The sequence below is a fragment of the Starkeya nomas genome, from assembly GCF_902703545.1.
In the GTDB taxonomy this organism is placed as follows: domain Bacteria; phylum Pseudomonadota; class Alphaproteobacteria; order Rhizobiales; family Xanthobacteraceae; genus Ancylobacter; species Ancylobacter moscoviensis.
The window spans coordinates 2,103,876-2,127,982 of sequence record NZ_CACSAS010000001.1 but is presented as its reverse complement, the minus strand read 5'-3'; the positions used below and the strand labels follow the sequence as shown (position 1 = coordinate 2,127,982).

31 protein-coding genes and 1 pseudogene are annotated in these 24,107 nt (G+C 65.6%); 20 read left to right on the top strand and 12 right to left on the bottom strand.

What is annotated here, in order from left to right; all coding sequences use genetic code 11:
• Positions 1-8: 8 nt before the first annotated feature.
• The 12 genes from STARVERO_RS10375 (at position 9) to STARVERO_RS23685 (ending at position 7,611) form a co-directional block, all read left to right on the top strand.
• Positions 9-200 carry a MerR family transcriptional regulator gene (locus STARVERO_RS10375; protein WP_159598800.1) on the top strand — a complete coding sequence of 64 codons (192 nt, stop codon included), beginning with the start codon at positions 9-11 and terminating at the stop codon, positions 198-200.
• A 10-nt stretch (positions 201-210) separates the two neighbouring features.
• Positions 211-624, top strand: coding sequence for a hypothetical protein (locus STARVERO_RS10370; protein ID WP_159598799.1), 414 nt, complete (start codon positions 211-213; stop codon positions 622-624).
• Complete coding sequence (locus tag STARVERO_RS10365; RefSeq protein WP_159598798.1) at positions 621-1,541, top strand: helix-turn-helix domain-containing protein; 921 nt, start codon at positions 621-623, stop codon at positions 1,539-1,541. Before STARVERO_RS10370 ends, STARVERO_RS10365 begins: the two co-directional genes overlap by 4 nt.
• Positions 1,538-2,272 carry a hypothetical protein gene (locus STARVERO_RS10360; protein WP_159598797.1) on the top strand — a complete coding sequence of 245 codons (735 nt, stop codon included), beginning with the start codon at positions 1,538-1,540 and terminating at the stop codon, positions 2,270-2,272. The genes STARVERO_RS10365 and STARVERO_RS10360 overlap by 4 nt, the downstream gene beginning before the upstream one ends.
• Positions 2,265-2,684 carry a hypothetical protein gene (locus STARVERO_RS10355; RefSeq protein WP_159598796.1) on the top strand — a complete coding sequence of 140 codons (420 nt, stop codon included), beginning with the start codon at positions 2,265-2,267 and terminating at the stop codon, positions 2,682-2,684. The genes STARVERO_RS10360 and STARVERO_RS10355 overlap by 8 nt, the downstream gene beginning before the upstream one ends.
• Positions 2,685-3,040: 356 nt before the next feature.
• Positions 3,041-3,514 (top strand): hypothetical protein, encoded by a 474-nt coding sequence (locus tag STARVERO_RS10350; RefSeq protein WP_159598795.1) that lies wholly within the window; start codon positions 3,041-3,043, stop codon positions 3,512-3,514.
• Complete coding sequence (locus STARVERO_RS10345; RefSeq protein ID WP_159598794.1) at positions 3,514-5,547, top strand: phage tail tape measure protein; 2,034 nt, start codon at positions 3,514-3,516, stop codon at positions 5,545-5,547. The genes STARVERO_RS10350 and STARVERO_RS10345 overlap by 1 nt, the downstream gene beginning before the upstream one ends.
• Positions 5,547-6,074 carry a hypothetical protein gene (locus STARVERO_RS10340; protein ID WP_159601709.1) on the top strand — a complete coding sequence of 176 codons (528 nt, stop codon included), beginning with the start codon at positions 5,547-5,549 and terminating at the stop codon, positions 6,072-6,074. Before STARVERO_RS10345 ends, STARVERO_RS10340 begins: the two co-directional genes overlap by 1 nt.
• 397 nt (positions 6,075-6,471) lie before the next feature.
• Positions 6,472-6,726 carry a BrnT family toxin gene (locus STARVERO_RS10335; protein WP_159598793.1) on the top strand — a complete coding sequence of 85 codons (255 nt, stop codon included), beginning with the start codon at positions 6,472-6,474 and terminating at the stop codon, positions 6,724-6,726.
• Positions 6,719-7,141 (top strand): BrnA antitoxin family protein, encoded by a 423-nt coding sequence (locus STARVERO_RS10330; RefSeq protein ID WP_159598792.1) that lies wholly within the window; start codon positions 6,719-6,721, stop codon positions 7,139-7,141. Before STARVERO_RS10335 ends, STARVERO_RS10330 begins: the two co-directional genes overlap by 8 nt.
• Before the next feature lie 15 nt (positions 7,142-7,156).
• A complete protein-coding gene (locus tag STARVERO_RS10325) occupies positions 7,157-7,444 on the top strand; it encodes a helix-turn-helix domain-containing protein (RefSeq protein ID WP_159598791.1) in 288 nt (95 codons plus the stop codon).
• 38 nt (positions 7,445-7,482) lie between these two features.
• The gene (locus tag STARVERO_RS23685; protein ID WP_280178119.1) at positions 7,483-7,611 is read left to right on the top strand and encodes a hypothetical protein; all 129 of its coding nucleotides are present in this window, start codon (positions 7,483-7,485) and stop codon (positions 7,609-7,611) included.
• 145 nt (positions 7,612-7,756) lie between these two features.
• Here STARVERO_RS23685 and STARVERO_RS10320 read toward each other — a convergent pair.
• Together STARVERO_RS10320 and STARVERO_RS10315 are read right to left on the bottom strand one after the other, a co-directional pair.
• Positions 7,757-8,991 (bottom strand): annotated as a pseudogene (locus STARVERO_RS10320) (PQQ-dependent sugar dehydrogenase); the annotation flags it as partial.
• A gap of 104 nt (positions 8,992-9,095) precedes the next feature.
• Entirely contained in the window at positions 9,096-9,545 is a 450-nt protein-coding gene (locus STARVERO_RS10315; RefSeq protein ID WP_159598790.1) for a DUF2231 domain-containing protein, read from the bottom strand.
• Positions 9,546-9,951: 406 nt separating this feature from the next.
• On the opposite strand from STARVERO_RS10315, the gene STARVERO_RS10310 reads away from it, so the two are divergent.
• The 8 genes from STARVERO_RS10310 (at position 9,952) to STARVERO_RS10275 (ending at position 15,868) form a co-directional block, all read left to right on the top strand.
• A complete protein-coding gene (locus tag STARVERO_RS10310) occupies positions 9,952-10,269 on the top strand; it encodes a plasmid stabilization protein (RefSeq protein ID WP_159598789.1) in 318 nt (105 codons plus the stop codon).
• A 72-nt stretch (positions 10,270-10,341) separates the two neighbouring features.
• Positions 10,342-10,617 (top strand): DUF3175 domain-containing protein, encoded by a 276-nt coding sequence (locus tag STARVERO_RS10305; RefSeq protein WP_159598788.1) that lies wholly within the window; start codon positions 10,342-10,344, stop codon positions 10,615-10,617.
• A gap of 64 nt (positions 10,618-10,681) precedes the next feature.
• Positions 10,682-12,451: a thiamine pyrophosphate-dependent enzyme gene (locus STARVERO_RS10300; protein WP_159598787.1), complete on the top strand. Its 1,770-nt coding sequence runs from the start codon at positions 10,682-10,684 to the stop codon at positions 12,449-12,451.
• A gap of 10 nt (positions 12,452-12,461) precedes the next feature.
• Positions 12,462-12,695, top strand: a complete 234-nt coding sequence (locus STARVERO_RS10295) for a hypothetical protein (RefSeq protein ID WP_159598786.1) — start codon at positions 12,462-12,464, stop codon at positions 12,693-12,695.
• 64 nt (positions 12,696-12,759) lie between these two features.
• A complete protein-coding gene (locus STARVERO_RS10290) occupies positions 12,760-13,344 on the top strand; it encodes a flavodoxin family protein (protein WP_308678444.1) in 585 nt (194 codons plus the stop codon).
• Positions 13,345-13,535: 191 nt separating this feature from the next.
• Entirely contained in the window at positions 13,536-14,063 is a 528-nt protein-coding gene (locus STARVERO_RS10285; protein ID WP_159598785.1) for a DUF4142 domain-containing protein, read from the top strand.
• Between the two features lie 30 nt (positions 14,064-14,093).
• Positions 14,094-15,389 carry an SDR family oxidoreductase gene (locus STARVERO_RS10280; RefSeq protein WP_159598784.1) on the top strand — a complete coding sequence of 432 codons (1,296 nt, stop codon included), beginning with the start codon at positions 14,094-14,096 and terminating at the stop codon, positions 15,387-15,389.
• Positions 15,389-15,868 (top strand): DUF2269 family protein, encoded by a 480-nt coding sequence (locus tag STARVERO_RS10275; RefSeq protein ID WP_159598783.1) that lies wholly within the window; start codon positions 15,389-15,391, stop codon positions 15,866-15,868. Before STARVERO_RS10280 ends, STARVERO_RS10275 begins: the two co-directional genes overlap by 1 nt.
• On the opposite strand, the gene STARVERO_RS10270 is transcribed toward STARVERO_RS10275, so the two are convergent.
• The 10 genes from STARVERO_RS10270 to STARVERO_RS10225 form a co-directional block, all read right to left on the bottom strand.
• Positions 15,865-16,188 carry a hypothetical protein gene (locus STARVERO_RS10270; protein WP_159598782.1) on the bottom strand — a complete coding sequence of 108 codons (324 nt, stop codon included), beginning with the start codon at positions 16,186-16,188 and terminating at the stop codon, positions 15,865-15,867. The two genes, STARVERO_RS10275 and STARVERO_RS10270, sit on opposite strands and share 4 nt — an antisense overlap.
• Positions 16,185-16,688 carry a hypothetical protein gene (locus STARVERO_RS10265; RefSeq protein WP_200837767.1) on the bottom strand — a complete coding sequence of 168 codons (504 nt, stop codon included), beginning with the start codon at positions 16,686-16,688 and terminating at the stop codon, positions 16,185-16,187. The genes STARVERO_RS10270 and STARVERO_RS10265 overlap by 4 nt, the downstream gene beginning before the upstream one ends.
• Positions 16,685-17,143, bottom strand: coding sequence for a hypothetical protein (locus STARVERO_RS10260; RefSeq protein WP_159598781.1), 459 nt, complete (start codon positions 17,141-17,143; stop codon positions 16,685-16,687). Before STARVERO_RS10260 ends, STARVERO_RS10265 begins: the two co-directional genes overlap by 4 nt.
• 10 nt (positions 17,144-17,153) lie before the next feature.
• Positions 17,154-17,948 carry an SDR family NAD(P)-dependent oxidoreductase gene (locus tag STARVERO_RS10255; protein ID WP_159598780.1) on the bottom strand — a complete coding sequence of 265 codons (795 nt, stop codon included), beginning with the start codon at positions 17,946-17,948 and terminating at the stop codon, positions 17,154-17,156.
• Positions 17,949-17,959: 11 nt separating this feature from the next.
• A complete protein-coding gene (locus STARVERO_RS10250) occupies positions 17,960-19,129 on the bottom strand; it encodes a zinc-dependent alcohol dehydrogenase (RefSeq protein ID WP_159598779.1) in 1,170 nt (389 codons plus the stop codon).
• A 187-nt stretch (positions 19,130-19,316) separates the two neighbouring features.
• A complete protein-coding gene (locus tag STARVERO_RS10245) occupies positions 19,317-19,763 on the bottom strand; it encodes a DUF6766 family protein (protein ID WP_159598778.1) in 447 nt (148 codons plus the stop codon).
• Positions 19,764-19,833: 70 nt separating this feature from the next.
• The gene (locus tag STARVERO_RS10240) at positions 19,834-20,331 is read right to left on the bottom strand and encodes a YciE/YciF ferroxidase family protein (protein WP_159598777.1); all 498 of its coding nucleotides are present in this window, start codon (positions 20,329-20,331) and stop codon (positions 19,834-19,836) included.
• 463 nt (positions 20,332-20,794) lie between these two features.
• Complete coding sequence (locus STARVERO_RS10235) at positions 20,795-21,526, bottom strand: endonuclease/exonuclease/phosphatase family protein (protein ID WP_159598776.1); 732 nt, start codon at positions 21,524-21,526, stop codon at positions 20,795-20,797.
• Between the two features lie 32 nt (positions 21,527-21,558).
• Positions 21,559-23,754 (bottom strand): VTT domain-containing protein, encoded by a 2,196-nt coding sequence (locus tag STARVERO_RS10230; protein ID WP_244616724.1) that lies wholly within the window; start codon positions 23,752-23,754, stop codon positions 21,559-21,561.
• A 28-nt stretch (positions 23,755-23,782) separates the two neighbouring features.
• Complete coding sequence (locus STARVERO_RS10225) at positions 23,783-24,106, bottom strand: hypothetical protein (RefSeq protein WP_159598775.1); 324 nt, start codon at positions 24,104-24,106, stop codon at positions 23,783-23,785.
• Position 24,107: the final 1 nt, after the last annotated feature.

The window sequence follows — 24,107 nt, the reverse complement described above, 5'->3', positions numbered from 1 at the left end:
TCAAGCGAATGACAACGGCTGACAACAGCACTGCCGACCTGGTCTGGGGCGTCAAAGAAATCGCCAAGCTGCTCGGGCGTACCGAGCGCCAGACTTTTCACATGCTCAACTCCGGGCATCTTCCGGCGAACAAGATTGGTGAGCGTTGGGTCGCGTCCCGCAAGAAGTTGCTTGCGGCGGTTCTCGGCGAAGCGGCGTGAGGGTGCGATCATGATCGCCCCAGAAACGCAAGGCCCCGCCGCGGTGGCAGCCACGGGCGGGGCAAAGGCGAAGGCTCAGAAGGCTCAGAAGGCTCGTCGGCTCGGCAAAAGTGATTTAAGAAAATCTAAACGCAACGCCCCTGTTTCGCAAGTTTTCCTTATCGGAGTGTACGGCGGCCGCGAGCGCATCGGCTCGATCCGCCAGGACGGCGAGTACGTCTTCGTAGCGATGGATCTCGACGGCGTGTCGCTGGGTCGATTCCGCACGTTGCGCGCAGCGAGCAGGGCAATCCCTGGACCGGGAGAGGTTGAGATCGAGGGGGCCTATAGCCCTTCGCTGACCGCTTTCCGGCGGGGCCACTACGAGCGCTTTGGCGAGAAATGGGCCCGGACGACCATTCCGGAAGCGGGAGGTCAGACATGACACCGCGCGAGCGCTTCCAATGGATCGCCGCCGTGATGGCGGCGCCGAACCTCACCGCAGGCACACGGCTCCTCGCCGCCCGTCTGGCGATGCACGTGAACGGCGAGGACGGGCGCTGCGACCCGTCGGTCGCCACGCTGGCCCGCGAGGTGGCGATGTCCACCAGGTGGGCTGCGAAGTCCATCGCCGACCTGATCGAGGCCGGCTGGATCGAGCGGCGAAGCAGCCGAGGTCGGCATGCGAATAGCTACTCGCTGCGCCTTGATCTCGTCTCCGCGGGTGCTCCCGATGAAGAACCTGCAAACGGCGAAACGCTGAACGCCAGTTCAGGGATGAGCGCTTCAACCACGAAGGAGAGTTCAGGGTTAACCCTGTCCTCTGGTTCGGGGTTGGAGCCGCGAACCCTGAACCAGAGTGTCGCCAACCCTGAAGAATTCGACATCGAACCCCGAAGTACAGTTCATCCTAATATAAAGGGAAGAATAAAGAATAGAGAGGAGACTCTCCCCCTCCCCCCTCAAACTCGATCTCTGAGCCCGGCGCAGGGATCTTCCCTTCCGGGCGTCCAAGATGATTTCTCCCGGTGGTGGTCGGCCTATCCGCGCCACGACGGCGAGGCAGGGGCACGACGGGAGTTCAACCGGGTGATCGGCAGCGGCGAGGCGACCGTGGCGGAGTTGCTGGCCGGCGCGCTCCGATACGCAGCAGGCCGGCAGGGTGAGCCGGCCCGGTTTACGAAGCTCGCGGAGAACTGGTTACGGAGCGGTCACTGGAAGGACCAGATAGATCTTACCAGCCCTCGATCGACGGAAAACCGACAGTACGGAGGCTTTTCGTTCACCGAGTACGCCCGGGAGACGATCGACCCGATCGAACTTGCGCGCGAAATCGCGATGTGGGGGCGCCAGTTAGGATGACACTCCCTGCTCTTCGCGCATCGGGGATCGTATTCGATCCTGAACGGCCGGACTGGACTAGGAAGGCGCTTGCACCGCTGGTCTCCAAATACTGCCGACTGCCGGGTGCTGGCCGCGACATTCACGAAGATCCTCGCCTGACGGCGGAGGGTTGGAGCCTGGATGACGCATCCTCGCTTCGCCCGCTTGCCCTGGAGCGGATCAAGGACCTTCCGGATTCCGCCACCTTGTGGCGGATTTCGGAGCACTTCGAGACGATATGGCGCGGTGAACCGGCGGAAAACATCACGCGGATTGTCCTCTCCAAGATGCTGGACGCCATCCCGAATGCGCGGCCGGCATCGCCCGACGCTTACGTCGACGCGGCCGTCGATGTCCTCGCCGCGATCGAAGAGCAGCCTCCGTATCGCGGATTTGCGCCACCGGTCGTTGCGGCCGCGGCCCGCCAGGCACTTCGCACTCTGAAATTTTGCCCGTCGATCGCCGAGCTTCACGATCTTTGCGTCGATGTTCGGGCCGCATATCGCGCGGCGGCCCTCGATGTCGAGACGTTGGCTAACCTTCGCAGCGACGCCGAACTCGTCTTGCTCGAACTGGGAGAGGGGCCGTCCGACGGCATGGACGACACGATTCCCGATCTTGGGGCGTCGCCGTCCAACTGCGAGGCGGTAAGCCCGCAAAGCGATCAAGGCTCCCACGGATACGGAAAAAAGGACGCTCGGCATGAATAGTCTTCAGCATACCGCCGCTCCAACCCTGACCGATCCGCTCGTCCGAGCGAGCCCGTCAACTGGCCGATGGTGGAGCCGGCGCACGCTGGTTAGCTTCGGATACATGGTGGGCTTGGGCTTTAACGGCCCGGACATCGAGAACGTCTTAGGCTGCAGTAGTGCTTCAGTGGCCAATGCGTGCAAGCGCTACGGCATCAAGCTTCACCGGCGGCGAAATGGTGACAGCTGCGTCCCGGCCGTAATCAACAAGAAGACCCGGGCCGCGCTCGACGATGCTGCCGCCGTCCGCGACATATCGAGAGCCGAGCTCGTGGAGCGCCTCCTCGCGATTGTGGGCGATGAAGGCCCCGCGTTCGTTGATGGGATCCTCGACGATGGCTTTTCCTTCGATGCGGAGTTTGACGTCGTATGAGAAGCGCCTCGGGTCGTGATCGCGCGGACGTTCCGCTGAGCGCGGGGATGCGCGCCCGGCGCCCCCTTGGCCGCCCTCGATTCAGCAACCACGCCGCGCTGGCAATGATGCGGATCATCCCTGCCGATGCTTTCCACCCATTGTTGCAGTTTGGCGACAAGTGTTACCCAGAAGCTGTAGCGGCCGGGCAAGATGTTAGGGACCGTATGCCGAAACCGGTGGGGTGCGACTGTTCGCAGCCCCAGAATTCGCGTGTTTTTCCATTTCGGCAATCCGGGCTTTGCTTTGCCGGAGAGCCTCGGAACCGCCGATAGCCGGCGCGTCTCGTTACCCCAAGTTGACGACAGGAGGCCGTAATGGCCGATGACCACGCCTATGTCTTCCGTGACGGAGATGTCGTTCTCCACGGGAACGACGCCGAGCCCTCGACGCCCTTCGACAAACCGGTCGCAGCCGCAGCTGCGCAGTCCTCTCCGTCGCCGCTCGTCGATGATCGGCTCGACGGTATCGAGGACGAGACCGTGGCCGCTTTCCCCACCTTGGGCGTCACCTACACCCGTCCGGCCGGCATCCGGATCGCGCTGGCGCATCCCTTCCGGATCGGCACTCGGCTGGTCGAGGAGGTCGTCATCCCGCCGGTTCCGCTCGGCGTCGCGCTCGACGTGCAGATGGGCGTTCACGAGACCCTGCTCGACATCCTCGTCGCGGTGACGAATGAGCCGCTTGCGCTCTTCCGTGCCCTCCGTGGTGGCGACGAGGATCTCGTGCTCGGCTCGTTCGCGCAGACGCTGCCGCAGTCCATTCGTGACATCATTGAAGGTGCCGTCTGATGGCTTCGCTCACGTCGATCCTCGCGGTCCGGCTCCTCGATCAAGTCAGCGGGCCTGCCGCGAAAGTCGGGGCGTCCGTCCAGAGGCTCCAGGGCACCGTGACCAGGGCGAGCGCTGCGACCGGCATCGCGACCAGAGCCGGGAACGCCGCCGCGCTCGCCACCACCCGCGTGCTGGCCGCAGCAGGCGGCGTCGCTGGTGTCGCGGTGGGCGTGAAATCGGCGATCGGCTCCTTCGCGGAACTCGAAAGGCAAATGAACCGCGTGGGCATCACCGCTGGCGCCGGCATCGGCGAGGTGAAGGCGGCGACCGTCGATGTGTCGAAGGTAGCCGACGAAGCGGGCGTTCCCCTCGAACAGGTCGTGTCTGGCCTTGAGGCGCTCGTCGCCGCCGGCCGGACGCTGCCTGAGGCGATGGGCTTCCTCCCTGCGGTCGTCCGCACGGCGCATGCCGCCGGCGCCGAGACGAGCGACATCGCGAGCACCGCCGACGCGCTGGCGACGAGCTTTAAGATTGCCGGCGGTGAGATGCAGCGAGCCTTCGATGTCCTCGTAGAAGGTGGCAATCTCGGCAAATTCGAGCTCCGCGATATGGCCCGCTACCTCCCGAGCCTGGCAGCGAATGCCGCCGCCATCGGGCTCCAGGGCGAGGAAGGCGTGCGGAAGCTGGTCGCTATGTTGCAGGTCATGCGAAAGCAAATGGGTACCTCCGAAGAGGCTGCCACCAGTATGAATAATGTCTTCGCGAAAATGGAAAGCGAAGAGACTGCAAAGAAATTCGCGAAGTTCGGCGTCGACCTTCGCAAGGAGATGGCGGTCGCGCGCCGCGAAGGGAAAGACCTTCTGGACGTCTTCCTCGATCTATCAAACAAAGCGCTTAAGGGCGATCTCTCGAAGGTTCCGCAGCTTTTCTCTGATATGGAATTCGCGCGCGGTATGCGGGCGCTGCTGGCGCAGCGGGCGGAGATCGGCCGCATCAATGGCCTGCTCAAGAACTCGGGAGGCGCCGTTGCCGGCGCGTTGGAGCGCGTGTCCGGAGACACCACGGCGAACCTCGACCGGCTCATGAACCGGTTCGAACAGTTCGGGCGTGACATCGGAGATCTCGCCGCGTCGCCGGTGATCTCCATGCTGAACGGCGTGGTGCAGGATATCCGTGCGGTAAAGGGCGAGATCGACGATTTCGACAAGTGGGTGCAGGACAAGACCGGCTACTCCGTCGGCGATATCATCCGTGGCGGTATGAAGATGGCGGGCATCGCCACACCCGAGGAACAGAAGGCCGCCAACGACCGCCGCGAGGCGGAGCGCGCCAATCCCGACCTTGGCCGCGCCCGCGAGGCGCAGGAGGAGGTCACCGCCCTCGACAGGAAGATCGAGGGCGCGAAGGCCGACGTCGAGCGCGCGGAGGCGTCCGAGAGGAAGTCGCCCCTTTCCAAAGGCCGTGCCGACCAAGCGCGGAAGGCGCTCGAAAAGCTGCAGCTGCAGAGGGGCGAGCGAGAGCTCGCCGCCCGCGCGCTGGCGGAGCCGCTGCCGGGTCCGGTCGAAATCCCCATCGACGCCGATGCCGGCCGGGCATCGTTTCACGCCTACCGAACGCGCCGGGAGGCCATCGAGGCGGCGAAGGCGGAAGCGGCTCGGGAGGGGGCGAAGGTGCCGATGCCTGCTCCGGATCCGCGCCGTGCCGCGCCGGTCGATATTGTGCCCGTTGCCCCCTACGATGATCCGACACCGCCGGCGCCCGCTCCGGCTCCGGCCGTTGGGCAGAGCGTGAAGGCCGATGCCGATGCGGGCGCCGCCGCCCTTGGCGGGCTGTCAACGAAGGCCGGTGAAGCCAAGGCTGCGCTGGATCAGGTCGCCGGCACGCGGGTGGCGCCGGCGGTCGACACCGGCTCTCTCGATGCCGCGATTGCCAAGGCGCAGCAGCTCAAGAGCGCGATCCTCGAGATCAACGGGTCGAGCGTCCGCATCCAGACCTCTCCGGCCCTCGGCCAGAGCCTCCGCGGCATCCATGCAGACATAGGGATTGAGTGATGCAGATCATCATTACGCCGCAGGACAAGATTCTCGCCCGCTTCGGAAACCGGCTCGCCATGCTCGGCGCGAAAGAGGCACATGCTGTGATGAAATCCGCGCTCTGGCGCGGCGGCAACGAAGCCCGCACCCAGATCAAGCGGACCCTCACGAAGCAGACCGGTATCAAGTACGGCCTGATCGACAAGGCCATTGAGACGAAGTTCCGCGAGAAGCCTGGGCTCCTCTACGCGCTCGAAGCCACGGGCGACGAGACGAACCTGAACCTGTTCGGCGCCGTGCAGCGGAAGAAGGGCGTCTCGGCCCGGCCGTGGGGCGTCCGCCGCGTGTTCAAGGGCAGTTTCTTCGTGCGTGGCAGGGTCTATCACCGCCTGACCCCGAAGCGCGGGCCGATCAAGCCGCTGTACGGGCCGAACATCGCCCGCGAGATGGTGAAGGACGAGACGAAGGCGCTGTGGGAGACCGCCGTGCCGCCCGCGATCATGAAGCGCGTCGAGCACGAGATCGCGCGGAGGCTCAAAGGCTAGGGCCGCGCAGCTCTAGCTCTTGCCGTCCGGCTTACGGCGCATGCGCAGCGAAGCGAGCGTTGTGCGCGCGGCCTCTTGGGCGCTGAGACCACCGTCGTTCGGCGCAGGACTGGAGGGCACACTGACCGTGTCTTCCTTTCCCTTCGCGACAGGTCTCAGCATCTCGCGCACGGAATCCGGGCTCGTGAAGATCTTGCCGGCGACCTTGACCCAGGCGAGATCGCCCCGCTTCGCTGCTGTGCGAAACGACTTGATGGTTAGTGGCCCTTCCGGGCCCCATTGAATGACTCCATGTTCTCCGGCGCGCCCTGCGCCTTCCACATGTCGGTGAGCGACAGCAATATTTTTCGTAGCTACGACAATTGACGCCCCGCATTTGCGTAGCTACGCTAATTTCATGATCATCCTGTGGGACGAGCCGAAGCGGCTGGCCAATATCGAGAAGCACGGCTTCGACTTCGCCGAGCTGACCGAGGATTTCTTCGCCGCCGCTGCCATCGTCCCGGCCAAGGGCGAGCGCCTGATGGCCATCGGAGAATTCAACGGCGCCGTTGTGGTGGCCGTCGTGTTCCGCGTCCTCGGCGAGGAAGCCGTCTCGATCGTCTCCATGCGCCGCGCGGATCGGCAAGAAAGGAGGTTCTGGAATGGCTAGGTGGCCGCAGTTCATCACCAAGGATCTGACGGGAACCCCGGAAGACGATGCCGAGATGCTGCGTCGATGGCAGGTCTATGAGCGCGAGATGAAGGCGCTCATAGCCGCCGGAGGCGTCCATCTGGACGAAGACGGCTGGTGGATCGACGATGGGACGGGGGAGTTGATCGGCCCTGACCCGGAAATGGAACGCCCCAGCACCCGCGAGGAACTGGCGCAAGCCAGCACGTTCACCGAGGCGGTGCCGGGGCTTGCCGCGGGCATCAAGCGCTCACGTGGCCGGCCGAAGGCTGAGGCGCCGAAGAAGCTGCAGTCCTTGCGGCTCGATGTCGACGTGATCGAAGCCTTCAAGCGGTCTGGGCCGGGATGGCAGGGGCGCATCAACGAAACCCTGCGCAAAGCGCTGGGACTGTAGGGCTTGGAGGTCGGCATGAGCGACGACGAGGATGCCCGCATCGCAAGCGCTGCGCTGGCGCGCCTCGAAGCTGGCACCGAGACCCTCATCAGCGACAAAGACATGGACGCCTATCTCGCCGCTCCTACACCTCTCGCCTTCTGGCGGAAGAAGCGTGGGCTCCCGATCGCCGAACTCGCCGACAAGGTCGGCATTGCGGAAGACGAGCTCGCCGCGATGGAAATCGGGCTCAGAGCCCCCAGCGCGGCCGCTCTCCGCAGGCTGGCAGATGTTCTCGGACTGACGGCCGACGCCTTGGCCTGACCGCTCGCTGCGTCCCTCAGCAATCAGGGAGATCGTCGATGAGCTACGACCCGCTGCGGCGCATTCACATGCGTCCAAATCTGGACCAGTGGAGGGGCGACGAGCCGATCACCTTGGCCGAGGCCGTAGCTCTGTTCTTCCCGGAAGGAAGGGGTCCCGTTCATTGATGCCGTCGCTATTTGCGGTCGCCCAGGATAGAAGGTTCCGATGATCTGGCGATGGAACAACGAAACGGTCTCCTGGGCGCCTTCGGCTTTTCCATCAGCACCGAAGCGCTCGTCGCTCCCTCCGGCCATATGACTTGGGCAGCCGTCACGAGCTCGGGCTTGCGGCCGTCACCCGCCAGACGGTGTTGCCGACATCGTCGGCAATGAGCAGGGCGCCACTCCGGTCGACAGCGACGCCCACCGGCCGGCCGCGAGCCTTGCCGTCGGAGGTGAGGAAACCCGTCACCACATCCTCGGCCTTGCCGTTTGGGCGGCCGTCGGCGAAGGGGACGAACACCACCTTATAGCCGTTGAAGCGGTCGCGATCCCAGCTGCCATGCTCACCGACGAAGGCGCCACCGCGGTATTTCTCGGGCAACGCCTGCACCGTGTAGAAGGCGAGACCGAGCGGCGCTACGTGGGAGCTCAGGGCATAGTCCGGCGGAATCGCTTTCTCGACGAGATCCGGCCGCTGTGGCTGTACGCGCTCATCGACATGCTGGCCGTAATAGCTGTAGGGCCAGCCATAGAAGGCTCCGTCCTTCACCGAAGTCATGTAGTCGGGGACGAGGTTGGGCCCGAGCTCGTCGCGCTCGTTGACCACCGCCCAGAGTGCGCCGCTCTGCGGCTCCAACTCAGCCCGTTCGGGTTGCGCAGCCCGCTCGCGAAGATCCGCCAGCGGCCGGAGGTGCGGTCCACCTCCCAGATCGCGGCGCGGCTTTTCTCCGCCTCCAGTCCGTTCTCGGTGATGTTGCTGTTGGAGCCTACGCCGACATAGAGCAGCGAACCGTCCGGACTGGCGACGAGGCTCTTGGTCCAGTGGTGGTCGATCGGTCCGCCAGGCAGATCGGTGAGCTTCGTCCCCGGCGCGGTGATCTTCGTGTCGCCCTCATTGTAGGGATAGCGTCTGATGGCGTCGGTGTTGGCGACATAAAGGTCGCTGCCGACCAGCGCAACGCCGAACGGCGAATGGAGATGGTCACGAAACACCGAGCGGGTCTCCGGCTTGCCGTCGCCATCAGCGTCCCGCAGCAGGGGCATGCGGTTGCTCTCGCCGGCGTCGCCGCCTGACGTGACCCAGGATTCGATCCAGCCCATGACGATATCCTTGGGCCGCTTGATCGGTTCGCCGCCCGGCGCCTTGGACTCCACCACCAGCACGTCGCCGTTCGGCAGCACATAGAGCGAGCGCGGATGCTGGAAACCGTTGGCCAGCGCCTCGATCTTGAGACCGGGGGCGACCGTCGGGGTCTGGCCGTCGCCCCAGCCGACGACCTCCGCGAGATGCATCGGCGGAAACAGATACTGGTTCGGCTCCGGCAGCACCGGATTGGGGCCGACCTAGGTCTGCGGATCGAAATCGTCGGCGGCATAGGCGGTGACGGTCAGGGCGGCGCAGCACAGGGCGATGGCCGCGATGCGGCCGGCCGGAATGGGATGGCGGGTCATTGGACGGTTACTCCACAGCGAGGACGGTAGATCATCAGCCAGCCGAAGCTCGCGGTGCCTATCAGGGCCACGAACGTGGCTGCGGACAGAAACAGTCCCCAAGGGACTACCGAGGTCCATGCGTCGCGGGTGTGCACCAGCATGTTCAACGTCGCCAGCACCAGCACGACGAGATTGCCGGCGATATAGAGCCAGATGCCCTCGCGAATGCGCACCGACGGGCGGAGGGCGATCTCGATCAGGCCGGCGATCAGGAACAGCCAGCCGAGAACCACGCCGGCGCTGATCAGCCAGGCCGAGAAGTCGGCCCACATCTCGGCCGATCGCCAATAGGCGAGATCCGTCAGCAAAGCGCCGACGAAGCAGGTCGCCGGGGCTGCTGCAAGCGTGGGATGGATTGGAGGCGCGATGAACACTGCCGGCGCGGGATGATCGACGATCGTCATGAAGCTGATCCTGTCCGGTAGCCCATGCGCCAACATCGCGACGGCTATGTCGTTCCAGCTGCGTCGAACACACGATGGTGAGTTTCCCATACGCGACCCTCGCGATGATGGGTGGTCCATCCCCAGGCAATTGCCTATCGGTCAGCGGAGATCGGCGGGGAATGGCATCCGTCGTAGCGTTTCATCGCCCACCCGGCATGGTGTCGGACGCACGGCGCAATCTGCAGTGATGAGTGTTGCGCGGATGAGGATGCCAACCTCCTGGCGAGTGGTAACGCCAAATGGCTAAGCAACAGATGGATACTCACCAAGGAGCGTTTCCTGCTCTCGCGCGTTGGCTTCCGATTGAAGGTCGCGTTGACGGAGCTCATGGCCACGCGTCCTGACCCAAACTTAGGAGAAAGCCATGCCGCGTGGCGACAAGTCGAAATACACCGACAAGCAGGAACGCAAGGCCGACCACATCGCCGAGAGCTATGAGGATCGGGGCGTCTCGGAGAAAGAGGCCGAACGTCGCGCCTGGGCGACTGTGAACAAGGAATCAGGCGGCGGCAACAAGTCCGGCTCTGGTCGCGGCAAGAAGGATACCCACGTCTCGGCCAAGAAGGGCGGGAAGATCGGCGGCGCGACCTCGGCACACCGCTCAGCCGCGGACCGTTCCGCCTCGGCGAAGAAGGCGGCAGCGACGCGCAAGCGCAACGCCGAACACCATACCCATTCCTGACCGCGGCCGCAGGGCCGGGCCGAGTCCATACCCAATGACGAACCGCCGGCACCGTCGGCGAAAGGAGGACACATGGCTGAAAAGCGCAAATGGTCCGCCGAGGTCACCGAGCACAGCGACGCACTCGACCTCAGGAAGGACGTCTTCGAATCCCACGATCCCCGCGAGATCGCCAAGTCGCTGAAGCATTCAGCCGAGACGAGCCATCGGCGCAAATCGTCGCCCTATCGCTCGGCGATGTCGATGCTGACCTTCTACATCAACCGTGCCGGGAAGAACCTGCCGCAGTCGCAGAAGAAGGTGCTGGAAGCGGCCAAGGATGAACTGCGGCACGAATTCGGCCGCTGACCGCGCGGCGGGTGTCTTGGGGCGCATCGGCCGACCTCATTCCTCTGGAGAGATGGAGCGCGCCATGCCCACGGCTGCGGATATTCTTATCGACACGCTGATCGACTGGCGGGTGAAGGTGATCTTCGGCCTGCCCGGCGACGGCATCAACGGCATCATGGAAGCGCTGCGCACGCGGCAGGACAGAATCGGCTTCGTGCAGGTGCGGCACGAGGAATCCGCCGCCTTCATGGCCTGTGCCTATGCCAAATGGACCGGGGAGCTCGGCGTCTGCCTTGCCACCTCTGGCCCCGGCGGCGCGCATCTGCTTGCCGGGCTCTACGACGCCAAGCTCGACCAGGCGCCGGTGCTCGCCATCACCGGCATGCAGTTCCACGATCTCATCGAGACCTTCACCCAGCAGGACGTCGACCTCACCCGCGTCTTCAACGACGTCGCCGTGTTCAACACGCAGGTGAGCGACCCCGCGCATATGGAGAGCGTCGCCAGCCTTGCCTGCCGCTCGGCGCTGTCGAAGCGCGGCGTCGCCCATCTTTCCATCGCCAATGATGTGCAGGAGCAGGCGCTGAGCGAGGCGAAGCGCTCCAAGCGCAACCCGCCCGGCCATGTGCCGAACGGCTGGTTCGAGGGACGGCGCCTGCCGACCGAACGTGACCTCGACGAGGCGGCGAGGTTACTCAACGACGCCTCGCGGGTGATGATCCTCGCCGGCCGCGGTGCGCTTGGTGCCCGTGCCGAGCTGGAGCACACGGCCGACCTGCTCGCCGCGCCGGTCGCCAAGGCGCTGCTCGGCAAGGCGGTGCTGCCGGACGACCATCCCCATTCCACCGGCGGCATCGGCATGCTCGGCACGCTGCCCTCGCAGGAGGCGATGGAACGCTGCGACGCGCTGCTGATTGTCGGCTCGACCTTCCCGTATATCGAGTACTACCCCAAGCCCGGCCAAGCGAAAGGCGTACAGATCGACCGCGACGGCCAGCGCATAGGGCTGCGCTACCCGGTCGAGATTGGCCTCGTCGGCGATGCCGGCGAGACGCTGCGCCTGCTCAACGAGCGGCTGACTCGCAAGCGCGACCGAGGCTTCCTTGAGGAGGCGCAGGCCGGCATGGCGCGCTGGCGCGAGATGATGGTTACCTCCGAGACCAAGGCGGATCTGCCGCTCAAGCCCCAGCTGGTGGCCTGCGCCTTTGGGCGGCGCCTGCCGGACCACGCGGTGCTGGTCACCGATTCCGGGCAGAACACCGAACTTGCCGCCCGCCATATCGACATGCGCGAGGGCCAGGCCTTCGGCGTCTCTGGTTCGCTTGCCTCCATGGCCTGCGGCCTGCCCTATGCCATCGCCGCGGGCCTCGCTTTTCCGGACCGGCCGATCTTCGCCGTGGTTGGCGATGGCGGGCTCGCCATGCAGCTCGGCGAGTTCTCTACCGCCGTGCGCTATAGCATCCCTTCGAAGATGCTGGTGATCAAGAACAACATGCTGAACCAGATCGCATGGGAGCAGATGATGTTCCTTGGCAACCCGCAATTCGGCTGCGAATTGCAGCCGATCGACTTCGCTATGGCCGCCGAGGCGATGGGCGGCATCGGCTATTCGATCACCCACCCCGACCAGGTCGAGGAGGTGCTGGACCGGGCCTTCGCCACTGAGGGGCCGGTGCTGATCGAGGCGGTGGTCGACGCCGCCGAGCCGATGATGCCGCCGAAAATGCCGCCGGACTATGCGGAGAATTTCCGCAAAGCGCTGCCGGACACGCCCGGCCATGAGGAGATCGAGGCGGCGATTGCCGAAGAGCCGCTGAAGACCATGATCGAGGCGGGCAGCCGTGATGACTGAGGGCTGGGACATGGACCTGTCGGAGCCGCTCACCTTTCACAGGGACGGCGAGGCGCGGACGCTCCGCACGCTCGACGATGCGCACGGACTGCTGGCGTTGCACGAGCCAAGCGAAGGCGACCGCGAGCTGTGCCAGGCGGCAGTGACCGCGGTGACCAAGGCAGCCGTTTCCGGTCAGCCGTCCCATCGTAAGATGGCAACCGAGCAAATGCGCGCCCTGCTTCGCTCGCTCGGGTGGCTCTGAACATACGCCGGGCCATCGCCCCACCGAGAGGAGACCGACATGGCGCTTTCCGTTGTCGCGTTGAATTGCACCCTCAAGCGCGGCGCCGTCTTCCACCGAAAAGCTGCTACGCGAGGCGCTGGCCGAATTCGGCAAGCTCGATGTCGCCGGCGAGGTCGTCCGCGTCGCCGATCTCGACATCAAGCCAGGCGTGACCTCGGACGAGGGTGAAGGCGACGAATGGCCAGCGCTGCGCCGGCGCATTCTGGCCGCCGACATCCTGTTGATCGGCACGCCGATCTGGCTCGGCCAGCCCTCCAGCGTCGCCAAGCGCGTGCTGGAGCAGATGGACGCCTTTCTCAGCGAGGGTGACGAGCGCGGCCGCATGCCGTCCTTCGGCAAGGTCGCGGCGGTGGCGGTGGTCGGCAATGAGGACGGCGCGCATCACTGCCATGCCGAGCTGTTCCAGGCGCTCAACGATGTCGGCTTCAGTCTCGCTCCCGGCGCCGGCACCTACTGGGTTGGCGAGGCGATGGGTTCGGTCGATTATCAGGATCTGGAACAGCCGGCAGAGAAGACGCACAAGCAGACCGCCTCGCTCGCGATCAGTGCGGTGCACCTCGCCGGCCTGCTCAAGGCTTCCGGCTATCCAGGCATGGACCAGGGCTGACCCCGAATTCGTATCACAGGATGTGGTATAGTATTATGTTGTTCGATGTACCCGAGTAATCCTTCCTGTTCTCCTGCCTCGAATCTCTTTGCCTATCGGAACATTGATGCCCCGGCGCCATTAGTCCGCGAGCGCCGCGATGGCTCGCAATACATCGGGCTGCTGCATCATCGAACCGATGGAGAAAGACGATGAAGACGCTTCATCTCGTGGCCGCGCTTCTCATCGCGGCGACACCCGCCGCCGCCCAGTCGATTGGCGAGAAGACCGGCGTCAATTCCGTGCTCGGCATCAGCCCCTCGACGCAGGACTTCGTCACCGAAGCCGCCGTCAGCGACATGTTCGAAATCCAGTCGAGCGAGCTTGCGCTGGAGCGCGGCGATGAGCCGACCAAGGCTTTTGCGACGCAGATGATCGCTGCGCACCAGAAGACCACGACGGAGCTGAAGGGCCTGCTGGTCAGCGCCAATATCCAGATCACGCCACCTGCCGCGCTCGACAGCTCTCATCAGGGCAAGCTCGACGACCTGAAGAAGCTGCAGGGCAGCGAGTTCATCGACCAGTACCACGAAGACCAGGTCGACGCGCATGAAGCGGCCGTCTCGCTGTTCGAGCGCTACGCCAAGGAAGGCGACAACCCGGCGCTGAAGGATTGGGCCGGCAAGACGCTGCCGGAGCTGCGGCATCACCTCGAAATGGCGGAAAAGCTGGCGGACTGACGGCCGGCGGCCCGATCGTATGTCGCCACCATGAGCCGCATCCTCGTCATCGGCGCCACCGGCCTCATCGGCTCGCACGTCGCGGCATCTCTCTGCGCCGCCGGTCACGCCGTGACCGGCGTGGCGCGCCATCTCGGGTCGGCGTCGCGCCGCATACCGGCGATAGGCTGGGAGGCGGTCGACCTCGCCCGTGCCTCGACGCATGAATGGCGCCGCCATCTCGCCGGCATCGACGCGGTGGTGAACTGTGCCGGCGCGTTGCAGAGCGGACCGGCGGACGACGTCGCCGGCGTGCATGAGCGGGGATTGACGGCGCTGGTCGCGGCATGTGAAGCCGCCGGCGTGCGGCGCCTCGTCCATTTCTCCGCCATGGGTGTCGACCGGATAACCCCGAGCGAGTTCTCGCGCAGCAAGCGGGCGGGCGACGAGGCGCTGATGGCGAGCGGGCTCGACTGGGTGATCCTGCGCCCTTCCGTCGTGCTCGGCCCGTCGGCCTATGGTGCAAGCGCGCTGATCCGCGGGCTGGCCGCGCAACCGATCTTGCCGGTGATGCCGGACACCGCGCCGCTGCAACCCGTGGCGCTGGAGGATGTGGTGGCGACCGTCGCCTTCTTCCGGAAGCCGGAGGCGCCGGCAAGGCTGGCGCTGGAACTTGCGGGACCCGACCGGCTCGACTTCGCTCGACTGATCTGCCTTTACCGCCGCTGGCTCGGCCACGCGCCGGCGCGTGAGATCGCTCTGCCCGGCTGGCTCGCCGGCCTCGTCTACCGCCTGGGCGATCTTGCCGGCCTGCTCGGCTGGCGCCCGCCGGTGCGCTCGACCGCGCGGCGCGAGATTGCCCGCGGCGCGGTGGGCGATGCGAGCGAATGGACCCGTATTACCGGCATCGTGCCCCGTTCCATAGAATCGATGCTCAACGCCCGTCCAGCCTCGGTGCAGGAGGGGTGGTTCGCCGGGCTCTATTTGCTCAAGCCGCTGGTGTTGGTGAGCCTCGCCATCTTCTGGATCGGCTCGGGCCTCGCTTCGCTCGGGCAAGGCTATGCATCGGGCATAGCGATGATGCAGCAGGGCGGGGCGGCGGCCGGGCTGGCGCCTGTCGCGGTTGTCGGCGGCGGGCTGGCCGATCTTCTGGTCGGCATCGGCATCGCCATCCGGCGGACCGCGCGCCTCGCGCTCCTCGCCGGCATCGCGGTCGCGCTGTTCTACGCCCTCGCCGGCACCCTTCTCACGCCCTGGCTGTGGCTCGATCCGCTGGCGCCGCTCCTGAAGATCGCGCCGGTGATCGCGCTGCACCTGGTGGCGCTGGCCACCTTGCAGGATCGCTAATGACCTATTTCATCCTGAAGTTCCTGCACCTCATCGGCGCGATGGTGCTGATCGGCACCGGCGCCGGCATCGCCTTCTTCATGGTGATGGCGCATTTCACCGGCAACGCGACGAAGATCGCCGGCGTCGCCCGCATCGTGGTGACGGCGGACTTCCTGTTCACCGCCAGCGCCGTCGTCGTCCAGCCGATCACAGGCGTGCTGCTGGCGCGCGAGGTCGGCTATCCGCTGACGGAAGGATGGATCGTGCTGTCGATCGTCCTCTATCTCGTCATTGGCGCCTTCTGGATTCCGGTGGTCTTCATGCAGATGCGCCTGCGCGACCTCGCGGAAGCCGCCGAGCGGGACGGCACGCCGCTGCCGCCCGCCTATCACCGGATCTTCTGGACCTGGTTCGGCTTCGGCTTCCCGGCCTTCGGCGCGATCCTCGGCATATTGTGGCTGATGATCGCCAGGCCCGAAATCCAGCTCTTCGGCTAGAGATCCATCGGGCCGTCGGGCGGCGAGGAGCTCTGCACCGACAGACTGTCGCGCATGCGGCCGATGCCGGCGGCGATGGCGGCATAGTCGAGCGCATCGCCGTCGCGCTCCATGGCTCGGCACAGGAAGCGGATAGGAAAGCGGATCGCCTCGACATTGGCCTCGCTGAGGCCGGGCGCGCGCGCCGATGCGCCCTTCTCGGCACGGTCGAGCGCCGCGGCGATCTCGTCCCCATTCAACACGTCTTTCCGCTTCAGCACGTCGCACAGCGCCGCGAGGGCGAGTAGTACGCCTTCCATCTGCAGATTGGCAGTGTTCATCGTGAGAACTCCGTGCGGTCCTTCAAGGCGGATCTTGGGCTGGTCGAGCGGGAGAAGCTCTCGGTCCTGGCCCCGGCCAATTCTTCCAGCCCGAGCGCCAGGGCCGATCCCCACACCAGATGAGCGACGATCATCAGGCCATTCCGCCGTGCCGGGTGCTCGGTGCCGAAGCGCAGAATGCTTGCCGCCGGTATCCAGCCGAGATAGCTGGCGAGCCAGACCGCCACTCCATAGGCCGAGCCGTTGACGACGTCGCGGCGGCGGACCAGCAGCGCGTACAGGCCGCCTGCCGCTCCCCCATAGAGAAAGTGGTACAGCAGCGCGGCCGTTGCGGCGCTCATCCCCGGCCGCGGCAGGTCTTCGCTGATCTCCCGGGGCGGCAGCGGATAGCGCTCCGTGCGCGGCAGCCGGGCGTGCAGGCCCCGCATGGCCATGGTCATCGGAAGGGTGGCCGCAAAGCCAGCGATCGCTCCCAGCACGATGCGATCGAGCGGTTTCATTGCCGTCGCTCGCGCCCGTGGACCCGCGGGCAGCTGGCCGCCAAGGCGAGCGCCATGGCGACATAGGCGAGGGCGATGGATTTGGGTGTCACCACCTTCTCCCAGCCCGGCGTCAGGCGCTTCGGAACAACGCCGTAATCGACGAGAGCGGCGAGCGCCGACACGGCGACGGCGTCGCCCAGCGGCGCCTTGTTCGGGCGCAGGCGCTGTAGCGCTTCGAACACCATCGCCCAGAACACGGAGGCCGCGTGATGCGTGGCGAAGCCGCCGAGCGTGTGCTTGAGGTCGATGGCCCGCGAGTGGCCGGCGGCCTCGCCGAGGAACCAGTGGCTGGTGGAATTCACCGGCTGCACCGCGTGCCGCCCTTCGCTGCGTGCCAACAGGGCGAGCGCCACGCTGGTGGCAAGGCTCACCGCGCTGCCGGAGAGAATGGCCCTCGTAAGAAGCGGCAGCATCGCTCCGTCCTCAATGCTTGCCCGAGCCCGGCTCGGCCATTTTGCGGTGCTGTTCAGCAAGCATGCCGGCCGGCATGACATTGGCAGCGGCGGTCTGCAGCTTGTTCTTCCAGCCGCTGACCACATCGCCCTCGCCGTTCATCATCGCCTCGAAGCCGTTCCTGGCAACCTCGGCCGGATCGTCCTTCTCGTCCTGCCCGACCTTGGTGTCGAGCATGCCGGCGCGGGCGAAGAATTCGGTGTCGGTGGCACCGGGCATCAGGCAGGTGACGGTGACGCCGGTGTCCTGCAACTCGTTGCGCAAGGCAAAAGAGAAGGAGTTCAGGAACGCCTTGGTGCCGTTGTAGACCGCCTGGAACGAGCCCGGCATGAAGCCGGCGATCGAGCCGGTGATGAGGATGCGTCCGGCATTGCGCTCCTGCATGTCCTTCCCGATCCGCTGGATCAGATAGATCGTGCCGGTGATGTTGGTGTCGACCACACGCTGCCAGGCGTCGACATCCTGCTCAAGGAAGGCGTGCCCGAGGCCAATGCCGGCATTGGCCATCAGGAGATCGACGGGCCGGCCGATGGTGAGGATGGTCTCGTAGAGCTCGTCGACGCCCTCGAGCTGGGCGAGATCGGCCTCGACCGGCACCACGGCAGCGCCGAGGCCACGCAATTTCAGCGCCGCTTCCTCGATGCGGGGCTCGTCGGCAGCGATGATGAGGTCGTAGCCCTTCTCGGCGGCGATGCGGGCGAGCTCGAAACCGATGCCGGTGGAGGCGCCGGTGACGACCGCGAGCGGCTTGGCGACATAGGCCATGGCAGGTCTCCTTATGGGTTGAGAACGACCTTGATGCAGCCGTCCTGCTTGTCGCGGAACGTCTTGTAGAGCTCGGGGCCCTCGTCCAGCGACGCGCGATGGGTGATGACGAAGGACGGGTCGATCTCGCCCTTCTCGATGCGTTCGAGCAGCATGGGCAGATAGTGCTGCACCGGCGTCTGGGCCATGCGGAACTTCAGCCCCCGGTTGATCGCCGAGCCCATCGGCACCTTGTCGAGGAAGCCGCCATAGACGCCGACGATGGAGACGGTGCCGAAGTTGCGGCAGCAATGGATCGCCTGGCGCAGCACATGCGGCCGGTCGGTACCCATGAAGAGGGCGGTCTTCACCCGGTCGAGCATGGAATCGGCGCTCGCCATCGGCTCGGCTTCGGTGCCGACCGCGTCGATGCAGGCGTCGGCGCCGCGGCCATGGGTGAGCTCCATGATGCGGTCGTAGATATCCTCTTCCATGTAATCGAGCGTCACGGCCCCGCTCTGACTGGCCAGCGCTAGCCGCTCCGGCACGGTGTCGATGGCGATCACCCGCTCGGCCCCGAGCAGGAAGGCGGAGCGGATCGCCATCTGTCCGACCGGGCCGCAGCCCCATATGGCGATGGTGTCGCCGGGCTGGATGTCGCAGAACTCCGCCGCCATGTAGCCAGTCGGGAAGATGTCGGAGAGGAACAGCACCTGCTCGTCGGTGAGATTGCCCGACACCTTGATCGGACCGACATCGGCATAAGGCACGCGCAGATATTCCGCCTGGCCGCCGGCATAGCCGCCGAGCAGGTGCGAATAGCCGAACAGGCCGGCGGGCGAGTTGCCCCAGAGCTTGGCGGCTTTCTCCCGATCGGGATTGGTGCGCTCGCACCCCGAATAGAAACCGCGCTTGCAGAAGAAGCATTCGCCGCAGGAGATGGTGAAGGGCACCACGACGCGGTCCCCGACCTTGAGCTTGGTGTTCTCCGGTCCGACCTCGACCACCTCGCCCATGGTCTCGTGACCGAGCACGTCGCCGCTCTCCATCCTGGGAATGATGCCGCCATAGATGTGCAGATCAGAGCCGCAGATGGCGCAGGAGGTGACCTGGATGATGGCGTCGCGGCCATGCTCGATCTTCGGGTCGGGCACGCTCTCGCAGCGAATGTCACCCTTGCCGTGCCAGGTCAGCGCTTTCATCGGGAGCTCCTTGGGGCCGGAGATGCTCTCGACAATGCGCCGAGCGGCAGGGCGTTCCAGTTTGCCAGCAAATACTGATGATAACGCCTGTGTGTTTCTTGGAGCTGTTATCAAAATATTACCAGCTGAACGTATCTTCCTGAATCAAGGAGTGGATGAGAGTACCCATTGCGGTGGAATGGAAAGTTCAGTTTCCCCGTCCCCGTTGTGCCAGCCGCTGCCAGCGTTCGTCGGTGTGGCGGCCGGCATACTCGCGATCGATCTCGTCGATCAGCTTGCTCGCGTTCTTCGGATCGACGGCAGCGAGGATGGCGTCGACCTTGGCCTCGATGCGATCGTCGCCTTCCTTGGACTGCGGCGAGCCGACATAGAGCAGGAAGGCAAGGCCGCCGATCTGCCAGATCAGCTGGAGGAATTCGGACTGCCAGTTCTCCAGCGTGTCGCGCATCATCTCCACCACATAGCCGGAGACCGCGATCTGCGTGCCATGCTGGGTCTGCTCGTTTACATACGCAAGCCAGCCGAACAGCCAGTGCCCGATCAGCGAGATGAGGAAGAAGCCAAGCGTCACCCAGCCATAGCCGTAGCGGCGCCAGATCGATCTGCGGTTGGGATGGAGTTCGGGCTCGCCCATGAAGCTCTCCGACAAGCGCTGCCTGGATCACGCGGGAAGGGGCACCGGCCGTCGCCGATACCCCTTTACTTCACGCGGCCTTCAGCGCTTTCTGGTTGGCCACCTGATCGGCGAGCTTCGACAGCGTCTCGTCGGTCAGGGATTCTTCCTTCAGCGTGGCATCGAGCAGCTTCACCGCGTCGTTCATGCCGAGCACCTGAGCCCAGCGCTTTAACGTGCCGTATCGGCTGATCTCGTAATGCTCGACGGCCTGCGCCGCCGCAGCGAGGCCGGCGTCGAGCGCCGGTTGGCCCTTGAACTCCTCGAGGATCTCTTCGCCTTCCTCGATGATGCCGTCGATCGCCGGGCAGGTCTTGCCCTGGGCGCCCTTGCCGATCATCTCGAATACCTGCTGCAGGCGTTCGACATGGCCTTCGGTCTCGTCGCGATGCTTCTCGAACGCGGCCTTGACCTCCGGCGACTGAGCGCCGCGCGCCATCTTCGGCAGCGCCTTCAGGATCTTGCGCTCGGCGTAATAGATGTCCTTGAGGGTCTCATGAAACAGGGTATCGAGCGTCTTCTCGGCCATGTCCGTCTCCATGGGATTGTCCTCCCAAGCCCAAGCGAAGAACGTAAGTAGCGTCGCTTCGTTCCGCAGGGACGTACGGTTCAGCAGGCCAACCGCCGACCTATCCCGCCGCCCGCACCACGCTAGCCTGCTCGGCGAAGCGGGAACGATAGATCGCCAGTACCGGATTCGCGCCCTCGTCCGAGGAAGTGCACTTTCATGTATTCTTGTTTATCGCACCGGAGAGCGCTATGATTCTGAAGAATTCATTATAACATAATAGTACATAATATGATGTGTCGTCATTTATCATAATAAATAACGAATACAAGTCTTCGTAGTGAGCTAGAATAAGACATGCGCGCCCTTCCGTGGCGGACACGCGTAGCATATCAAAGATGCCTACAGGAATAACGGCGTTCCCCTCGATATCATCCGAAGTACTGACCGCTGAGATCGATCCAGATGCCATCCTCAACGGTGATCAGCCCCAAAGGCTGACTTCCACTCCTGTATCATCGATCCAATCCGGCTCCCGCCGGGCATCGGCCATCGCAAGATGGATATCGGCGATGACCGGCAGGTGATCGGAGGCCGTTGCGGCTTCCAGGTCGGTGAAGGCGCGCACCAGCGTGGCGTGCCGGCTGCAATAGATCCGGTCGAGCGACAGCATCGGCCGGCCGGCGGGAAAGCTGCGCAGCCGGGTGCGCTCCGGCAGGAGTTCTGCCATGGTCCGCCGCACCCGGCCGAATGAGAGCCAGTCGTTGAAGTCGCCCATCATGACGGTCGGTATGTCGCCGATACGCCGCGCGATGGTGGCGAGCGCCATCACCTGCCGCTGGCGCTCCCAGATGGCGAGGCCGAGATGCACCGCCGCCAGATGCAGCGGGCCGAACGGCGTCTCCAGTCTTGTCTCGATCGCCATGCGCGGCTCGTGCCAGCGCATCGACAGATCGTGCAGTACCACGTCGCGCATCGGCCAGCGCGAATAGAGCACATGGCCGTAATGCCCGTCCGGCACCACCATGGTCTTCGCCTCGGTGAGGTGGGCGATGTCGAACGCGCCGAGCGGCGCGAGGCAGTCGACCGGGCGCCCGCGGGTGTCGACCTCCTGGAGCGCGAGGATATCCGGCCGATGCCGCGCCACCAGCGCAGCGATGCGGGAGAGGTCGAAGCACCGGTCCGGCCCGATCCCGCCATGAATGTTCCACGTCATCAGGCGCAGACTCGGGGCGACACCTTCCAGACTCAATGCTTCCTCCGAAAATGCGTCACCAGCAACTGGAGCCCCAGTGAGCAGGTGCCCCACAACAGGATGAAGCCGACCAGCAGCCCCGCGCTGAACAGCGACGGCTTCGAGATCATCTCGACGATCTGCCGCCCCAGCGCGGTGAACACGATCAGCCCCGGCATCAGGCCGATCACGGTGCCGATGAGATAGTCGAGGAACCGCACCCCGGCGGCGCCGGCGACGAGGTTGATGAAGGAGAACGGCGCCACCGGCACCAGCCGCACCATTGCCACCGTGATCACCCCGCGGTCGGCGAAGGAGCGGCGGATGCGGTTGATGCGCGGCCCGATCAGCCGCCGCAGCGCGCCCGCGCCCATGCGCTGCCCGATGACATAGGTGACCACCGCGCTGGCGAGCGCGCCGACACCGGCGATCACCCCGCCGGCCCAGCCGTCGAACACCGCGACGGTGGCGATGATCAGCACCGAGACCGGGAACGCCACGAGCCCGCCCAGCACGAACAGCGCCACCACCAGCGCCGGCGCCCAGGGCCGCTCGGCGATGCCATCGAGCGCCGCGATCATGCGTTCGGGCTCGGAGAACGGCGAATAGGCCCCGGCGATGACCAAAGCGAAAAGCACCACGGCGCCGGCGGGGAGCGGCAGCCAGCCCCGCCAGTTCCGCGTCTTGCCGGCCGCCACGCGCTCTTCATAGAGCGGCTCCAGCGGATCGCCCAAGGCATCGAGCGCCGGCAACGGCAGTTCGCTCGCCGGCGAACGCGACACATCGAGGAGGCGCCGCTCCGCTGACGTGCGATCGATGATGGCCAGCAGCGAGCCATCCGGCGGCACAAGATCCGCCGCCTCGCTGGCGACGAGGCCGACATGCTCGCCGATCATCCGGTCGCGCACTGCGCGGATCGCCGCCCGCTCGTGTTCGCTGCTCGCCTCGATCACCAGATCACACTCGGTATCGAAGCCCATGGAGCGGTTGCAAAGGTTCGCCGAGCCGATCCTCAGGAGGCGGTTGTCGACGATCATCACCTTGGAATGCACCATGACCGGCGTGCTCTCGCCGTCCTCGGCCCCAACCTCGGGGAACACGATGCGCACCCGGTCAGCAACGCCCGCCGCGTTCAGCAGCGCCATCACCCGCTCGCGGCCGACGCCCATGGCCTGATGTTCGATCCAGCTGCGATAGGCCTGCGGCGTCACCAGCAGCGCTTCGAGCCGGGGCTTCGCGCGCAGCCGCTCGATCAGCCGGCGGGTGAAGCGCTCGCAGGTCAGGAACTGGTTCTCGACATAGAGCGAGCGCTCGGCTGAATCGACCATGTCGAAGAACAGCGCCTCGATCTCGCGCACCTCCGCCTGGTCGGCGAGGGTCGGCAGGGTGCGGGCGATGCCGATCCCGATTTCGCGGAAGTCCGGCTCCAGACCGTCCGGCCAGCGGTCCTCCGCGCCCGGCTGGCGGCCGGCCGGCAGGCGTTCGCAGGCCGCCTGCTTCCAGCGCTCACGGAACAGCCGGCCGAGCGCCACCGCCGCCGCGCCGTCCACCACCATCTGTACGTCGTGGAAAGGGGCGTAGCTCGAGCCGCTCGGGTCCTTCCGGCGCTCGTCATCCGGGCGATGCTCGGGCGTGTCCCAGCGCCGGCGGGTGAGATCGAGCCCCCCGGAGAACGCGATGCTGTCGTCGATCACCACGATTTTCTGGTGATGGGAAGCGCCGATAGGGAGCGTGTCGTCGAGGCACAGTTCGATTTGTGGCGGCGTCGCCCAGAGGAAGGAATAGAGCGGCGTCAACTCGCGCTCGAAGGCGAACACCACCGAATAGTCCCAGAGCAGCAGGCGGATTCGCAGATGCGGCTTGCGCAGGACCAGCGCGGACAGGAACGCCGCCAGCTCCTCGGGAAAGCCGTCATCCGCCGTGCCGCTTTCGCCGACCAGTTTCATGCGGCTGTCGAGGTCCCAGCCAGCGATATGGATGGTTTCGCGGGCGTTCAGCATCGCACTGCGCAGCGCGCCGAAATAGCCGGCGCCGTCGATCAGCACGCTCGCGCGCTTTGCCGTTTCCCGGCACCAGACATTGCGGCCCGGTCGCAGCAGGGGTTCGGCGCTCGATGACGGCTCCGCGCTCGGAGGCTCATGCGAGGTGGCGCGCGGAACGGTGTATTCCGCGATCAGGCTCTCGACCCGTTCCATGGTCCGGCTCTTCATTGCGTCTCCACTTTGCTGCCTCGACGGCTCACGAGGCGATGAGGAAGGCCGCTGCGGCCCCCAGCGCGACCACTGCGCCGAGGAGGCCGGCGGTGGCGACGGGAAAGCTCGCGCCGGGAACGGAGGTTCCCCTGTCGTCATAGGGACGCCGGCGCTCATCGGTGCCGCTGCTGGGCATTGGCGCGGTCCGGCATTCCTCGCGGCGCGCGGCAATGACCTCGTCCACCGGCACCGGCGTGCCGGCGGCCTCCTCGTCGGTGCCGAGCGGCGCCGCGGCGGGATCGGGGAACGGAACCTTGTCGGCGGCGCGGCCGCTATCGATGTCGTGGCGCAGGCGGTCTGGATGGGGCATC

Coding starts and splice junctions, on each gene's coding strand:
- STARVERO_RS10375 (WP_159598800.1), top strand. CDS start 9: ATGACAACGGCTGACAACAGCACTGCCGACCTGGTCTGGGGCGTCAAA.
- STARVERO_RS10370 (WP_159598799.1), top strand. CDS start 211: ATGATCGCCCCAGAAACGCAAGGCCCCGCCGCGGTGGCAGCCACGGGC.
- STARVERO_RS10365 (WP_159598798.1), top strand. CDS start 621: ATGACACCGCGCGAGCGCTTCCAATGGATCGCCGCCGTGATGGCGGCG.
- STARVERO_RS10360 (WP_159598797.1), top strand. CDS start 1,538: ATGACACTCCCTGCTCTTCGCGCATCGGGGATCGTATTCGATCCTGAA.
- STARVERO_RS10355 (WP_159598796.1), top strand. CDS start 2,265: ATGAATAGTCTTCAGCATACCGCCGCTCCAACCCTGACCGATCCGCTC.
- STARVERO_RS10350 (WP_159598795.1), top strand. CDS start 3,041: ATGGCCGATGACCACGCCTATGTCTTCCGTGACGGAGATGTCGTTCTC.
- STARVERO_RS10345 (WP_159598794.1), top strand. CDS start 3,514: ATGGCTTCGCTCACGTCGATCCTCGCGGTCCGGCTCCTCGATCAAGTC.
- STARVERO_RS10340 (WP_159601709.1), top strand. CDS start 5,547: ATGCAGATCATCATTACGCCGCAGGACAAGATTCTCGCCCGCTTCGGA.
- STARVERO_RS10335 (WP_159598793.1), top strand. CDS start 6,472: ATGATCATCCTGTGGGACGAGCCGAAGCGGCTGGCCAATATCGAGAAG.
- STARVERO_RS10330 (WP_159598792.1), top strand. CDS start 6,719: ATGGCTAGGTGGCCGCAGTTCATCACCAAGGATCTGACGGGAACCCCG.
- STARVERO_RS10325 (WP_159598791.1), top strand. CDS start 7,157: ATGAGCGACGACGAGGATGCCCGCATCGCAAGCGCTGCGCTGGCGCGC.
- STARVERO_RS23685 (WP_280178119.1), top strand. CDS start 7,483: ATGAGCTACGACCCGCTGCGGCGCATTCACATGCGTCCAAATCTGGAC.
- STARVERO_RS10315 (WP_159598790.1), bottom strand. CDS start 9,545: ATGACGATCGTCGATCATCCCGCGCCGGCAGTGTTCATCGCGCCTCCA.
- STARVERO_RS10310 (WP_159598789.1), top strand. CDS start 9,952: ATGCCGCGTGGCGACAAGTCGAAATACACCGACAAGCAGGAACGCAAG.
- STARVERO_RS10305 (WP_159598788.1), top strand. CDS start 10,342: ATGGCTGAAAAGCGCAAATGGTCCGCCGAGGTCACCGAGCACAGCGAC.
- STARVERO_RS10300 (WP_159598787.1), top strand. CDS start 10,682: ATGCCCACGGCTGCGGATATTCTTATCGACACGCTGATCGACTGGCGG.
- STARVERO_RS10295 (WP_159598786.1), top strand. CDS start 12,462: ATGGACCTGTCGGAGCCGCTCACCTTTCACAGGGACGGCGAGGCGCGG.
- STARVERO_RS10285 (WP_159598785.1), top strand. CDS start 13,536: ATGAAGACGCTTCATCTCGTGGCCGCGCTTCTCATCGCGGCGACACCC.
- STARVERO_RS10280 (WP_159598784.1), top strand. CDS start 14,094: ATGAGCCGCATCCTCGTCATCGGCGCCACCGGCCTCATCGGCTCGCAC.
- STARVERO_RS10275 (WP_159598783.1), top strand. CDS start 15,389: ATGACCTATTTCATCCTGAAGTTCCTGCACCTCATCGGCGCGATGGTG.
- STARVERO_RS10270 (WP_159598782.1), bottom strand. CDS start 16,188: ATGAACACTGCCAATCTGCAGATGGAAGGCGTACTACTCGCCCTCGCG.
- STARVERO_RS10265 (WP_200837767.1), bottom strand. CDS start 16,688: ATGAAACCGCTCGATCGCATCGTGCTGGGAGCGATCGCTGGCTTTGCG.
- STARVERO_RS10260 (WP_159598781.1), bottom strand. CDS start 17,143: ATGCTGCCGCTTCTTACGAGGGCCATTCTCTCCGGCAGCGCGGTGAGC.
- STARVERO_RS10255 (WP_159598780.1), bottom strand. CDS start 17,948: ATGGCCTATGTCGCCAAGCCGCTCGCGGTCGTCACCGGCGCCTCCACC.
- STARVERO_RS10250 (WP_159598779.1), bottom strand. CDS start 19,129: ATGAAAGCGCTGACCTGGCACGGCAAGGGTGACATTCGCTGCGAGAGC.
- STARVERO_RS10245 (WP_159598778.1), bottom strand. CDS start 19,763: ATGGGCGAGCCCGAACTCCATCCCAACCGCAGATCGATCTGGCGCCGC.
- STARVERO_RS10240 (WP_159598777.1), bottom strand. CDS start 20,331: ATGGCCGAGAAGACGCTCGATACCCTGTTTCATGAGACCCTCAAGGAC.
- STARVERO_RS10235 (WP_159598776.1), bottom strand. CDS start 21,526: ATGACGTGGAACATTCATGGCGGGATCGGGCCGGACCGGTGCTTCGAC.
- STARVERO_RS10230 (WP_244616724.1), bottom strand. CDS start 23,754: ATGAAGAGCCGGACCATGGAACGGGTCGAGAGCCTGATCGCGGAATAC.
- STARVERO_RS10225 (WP_159598775.1), bottom strand. CDS start 24,106: ATGCCCCATCCAGACCGCCTGCGCCACGACATCGATAGCGGCCGCGCC.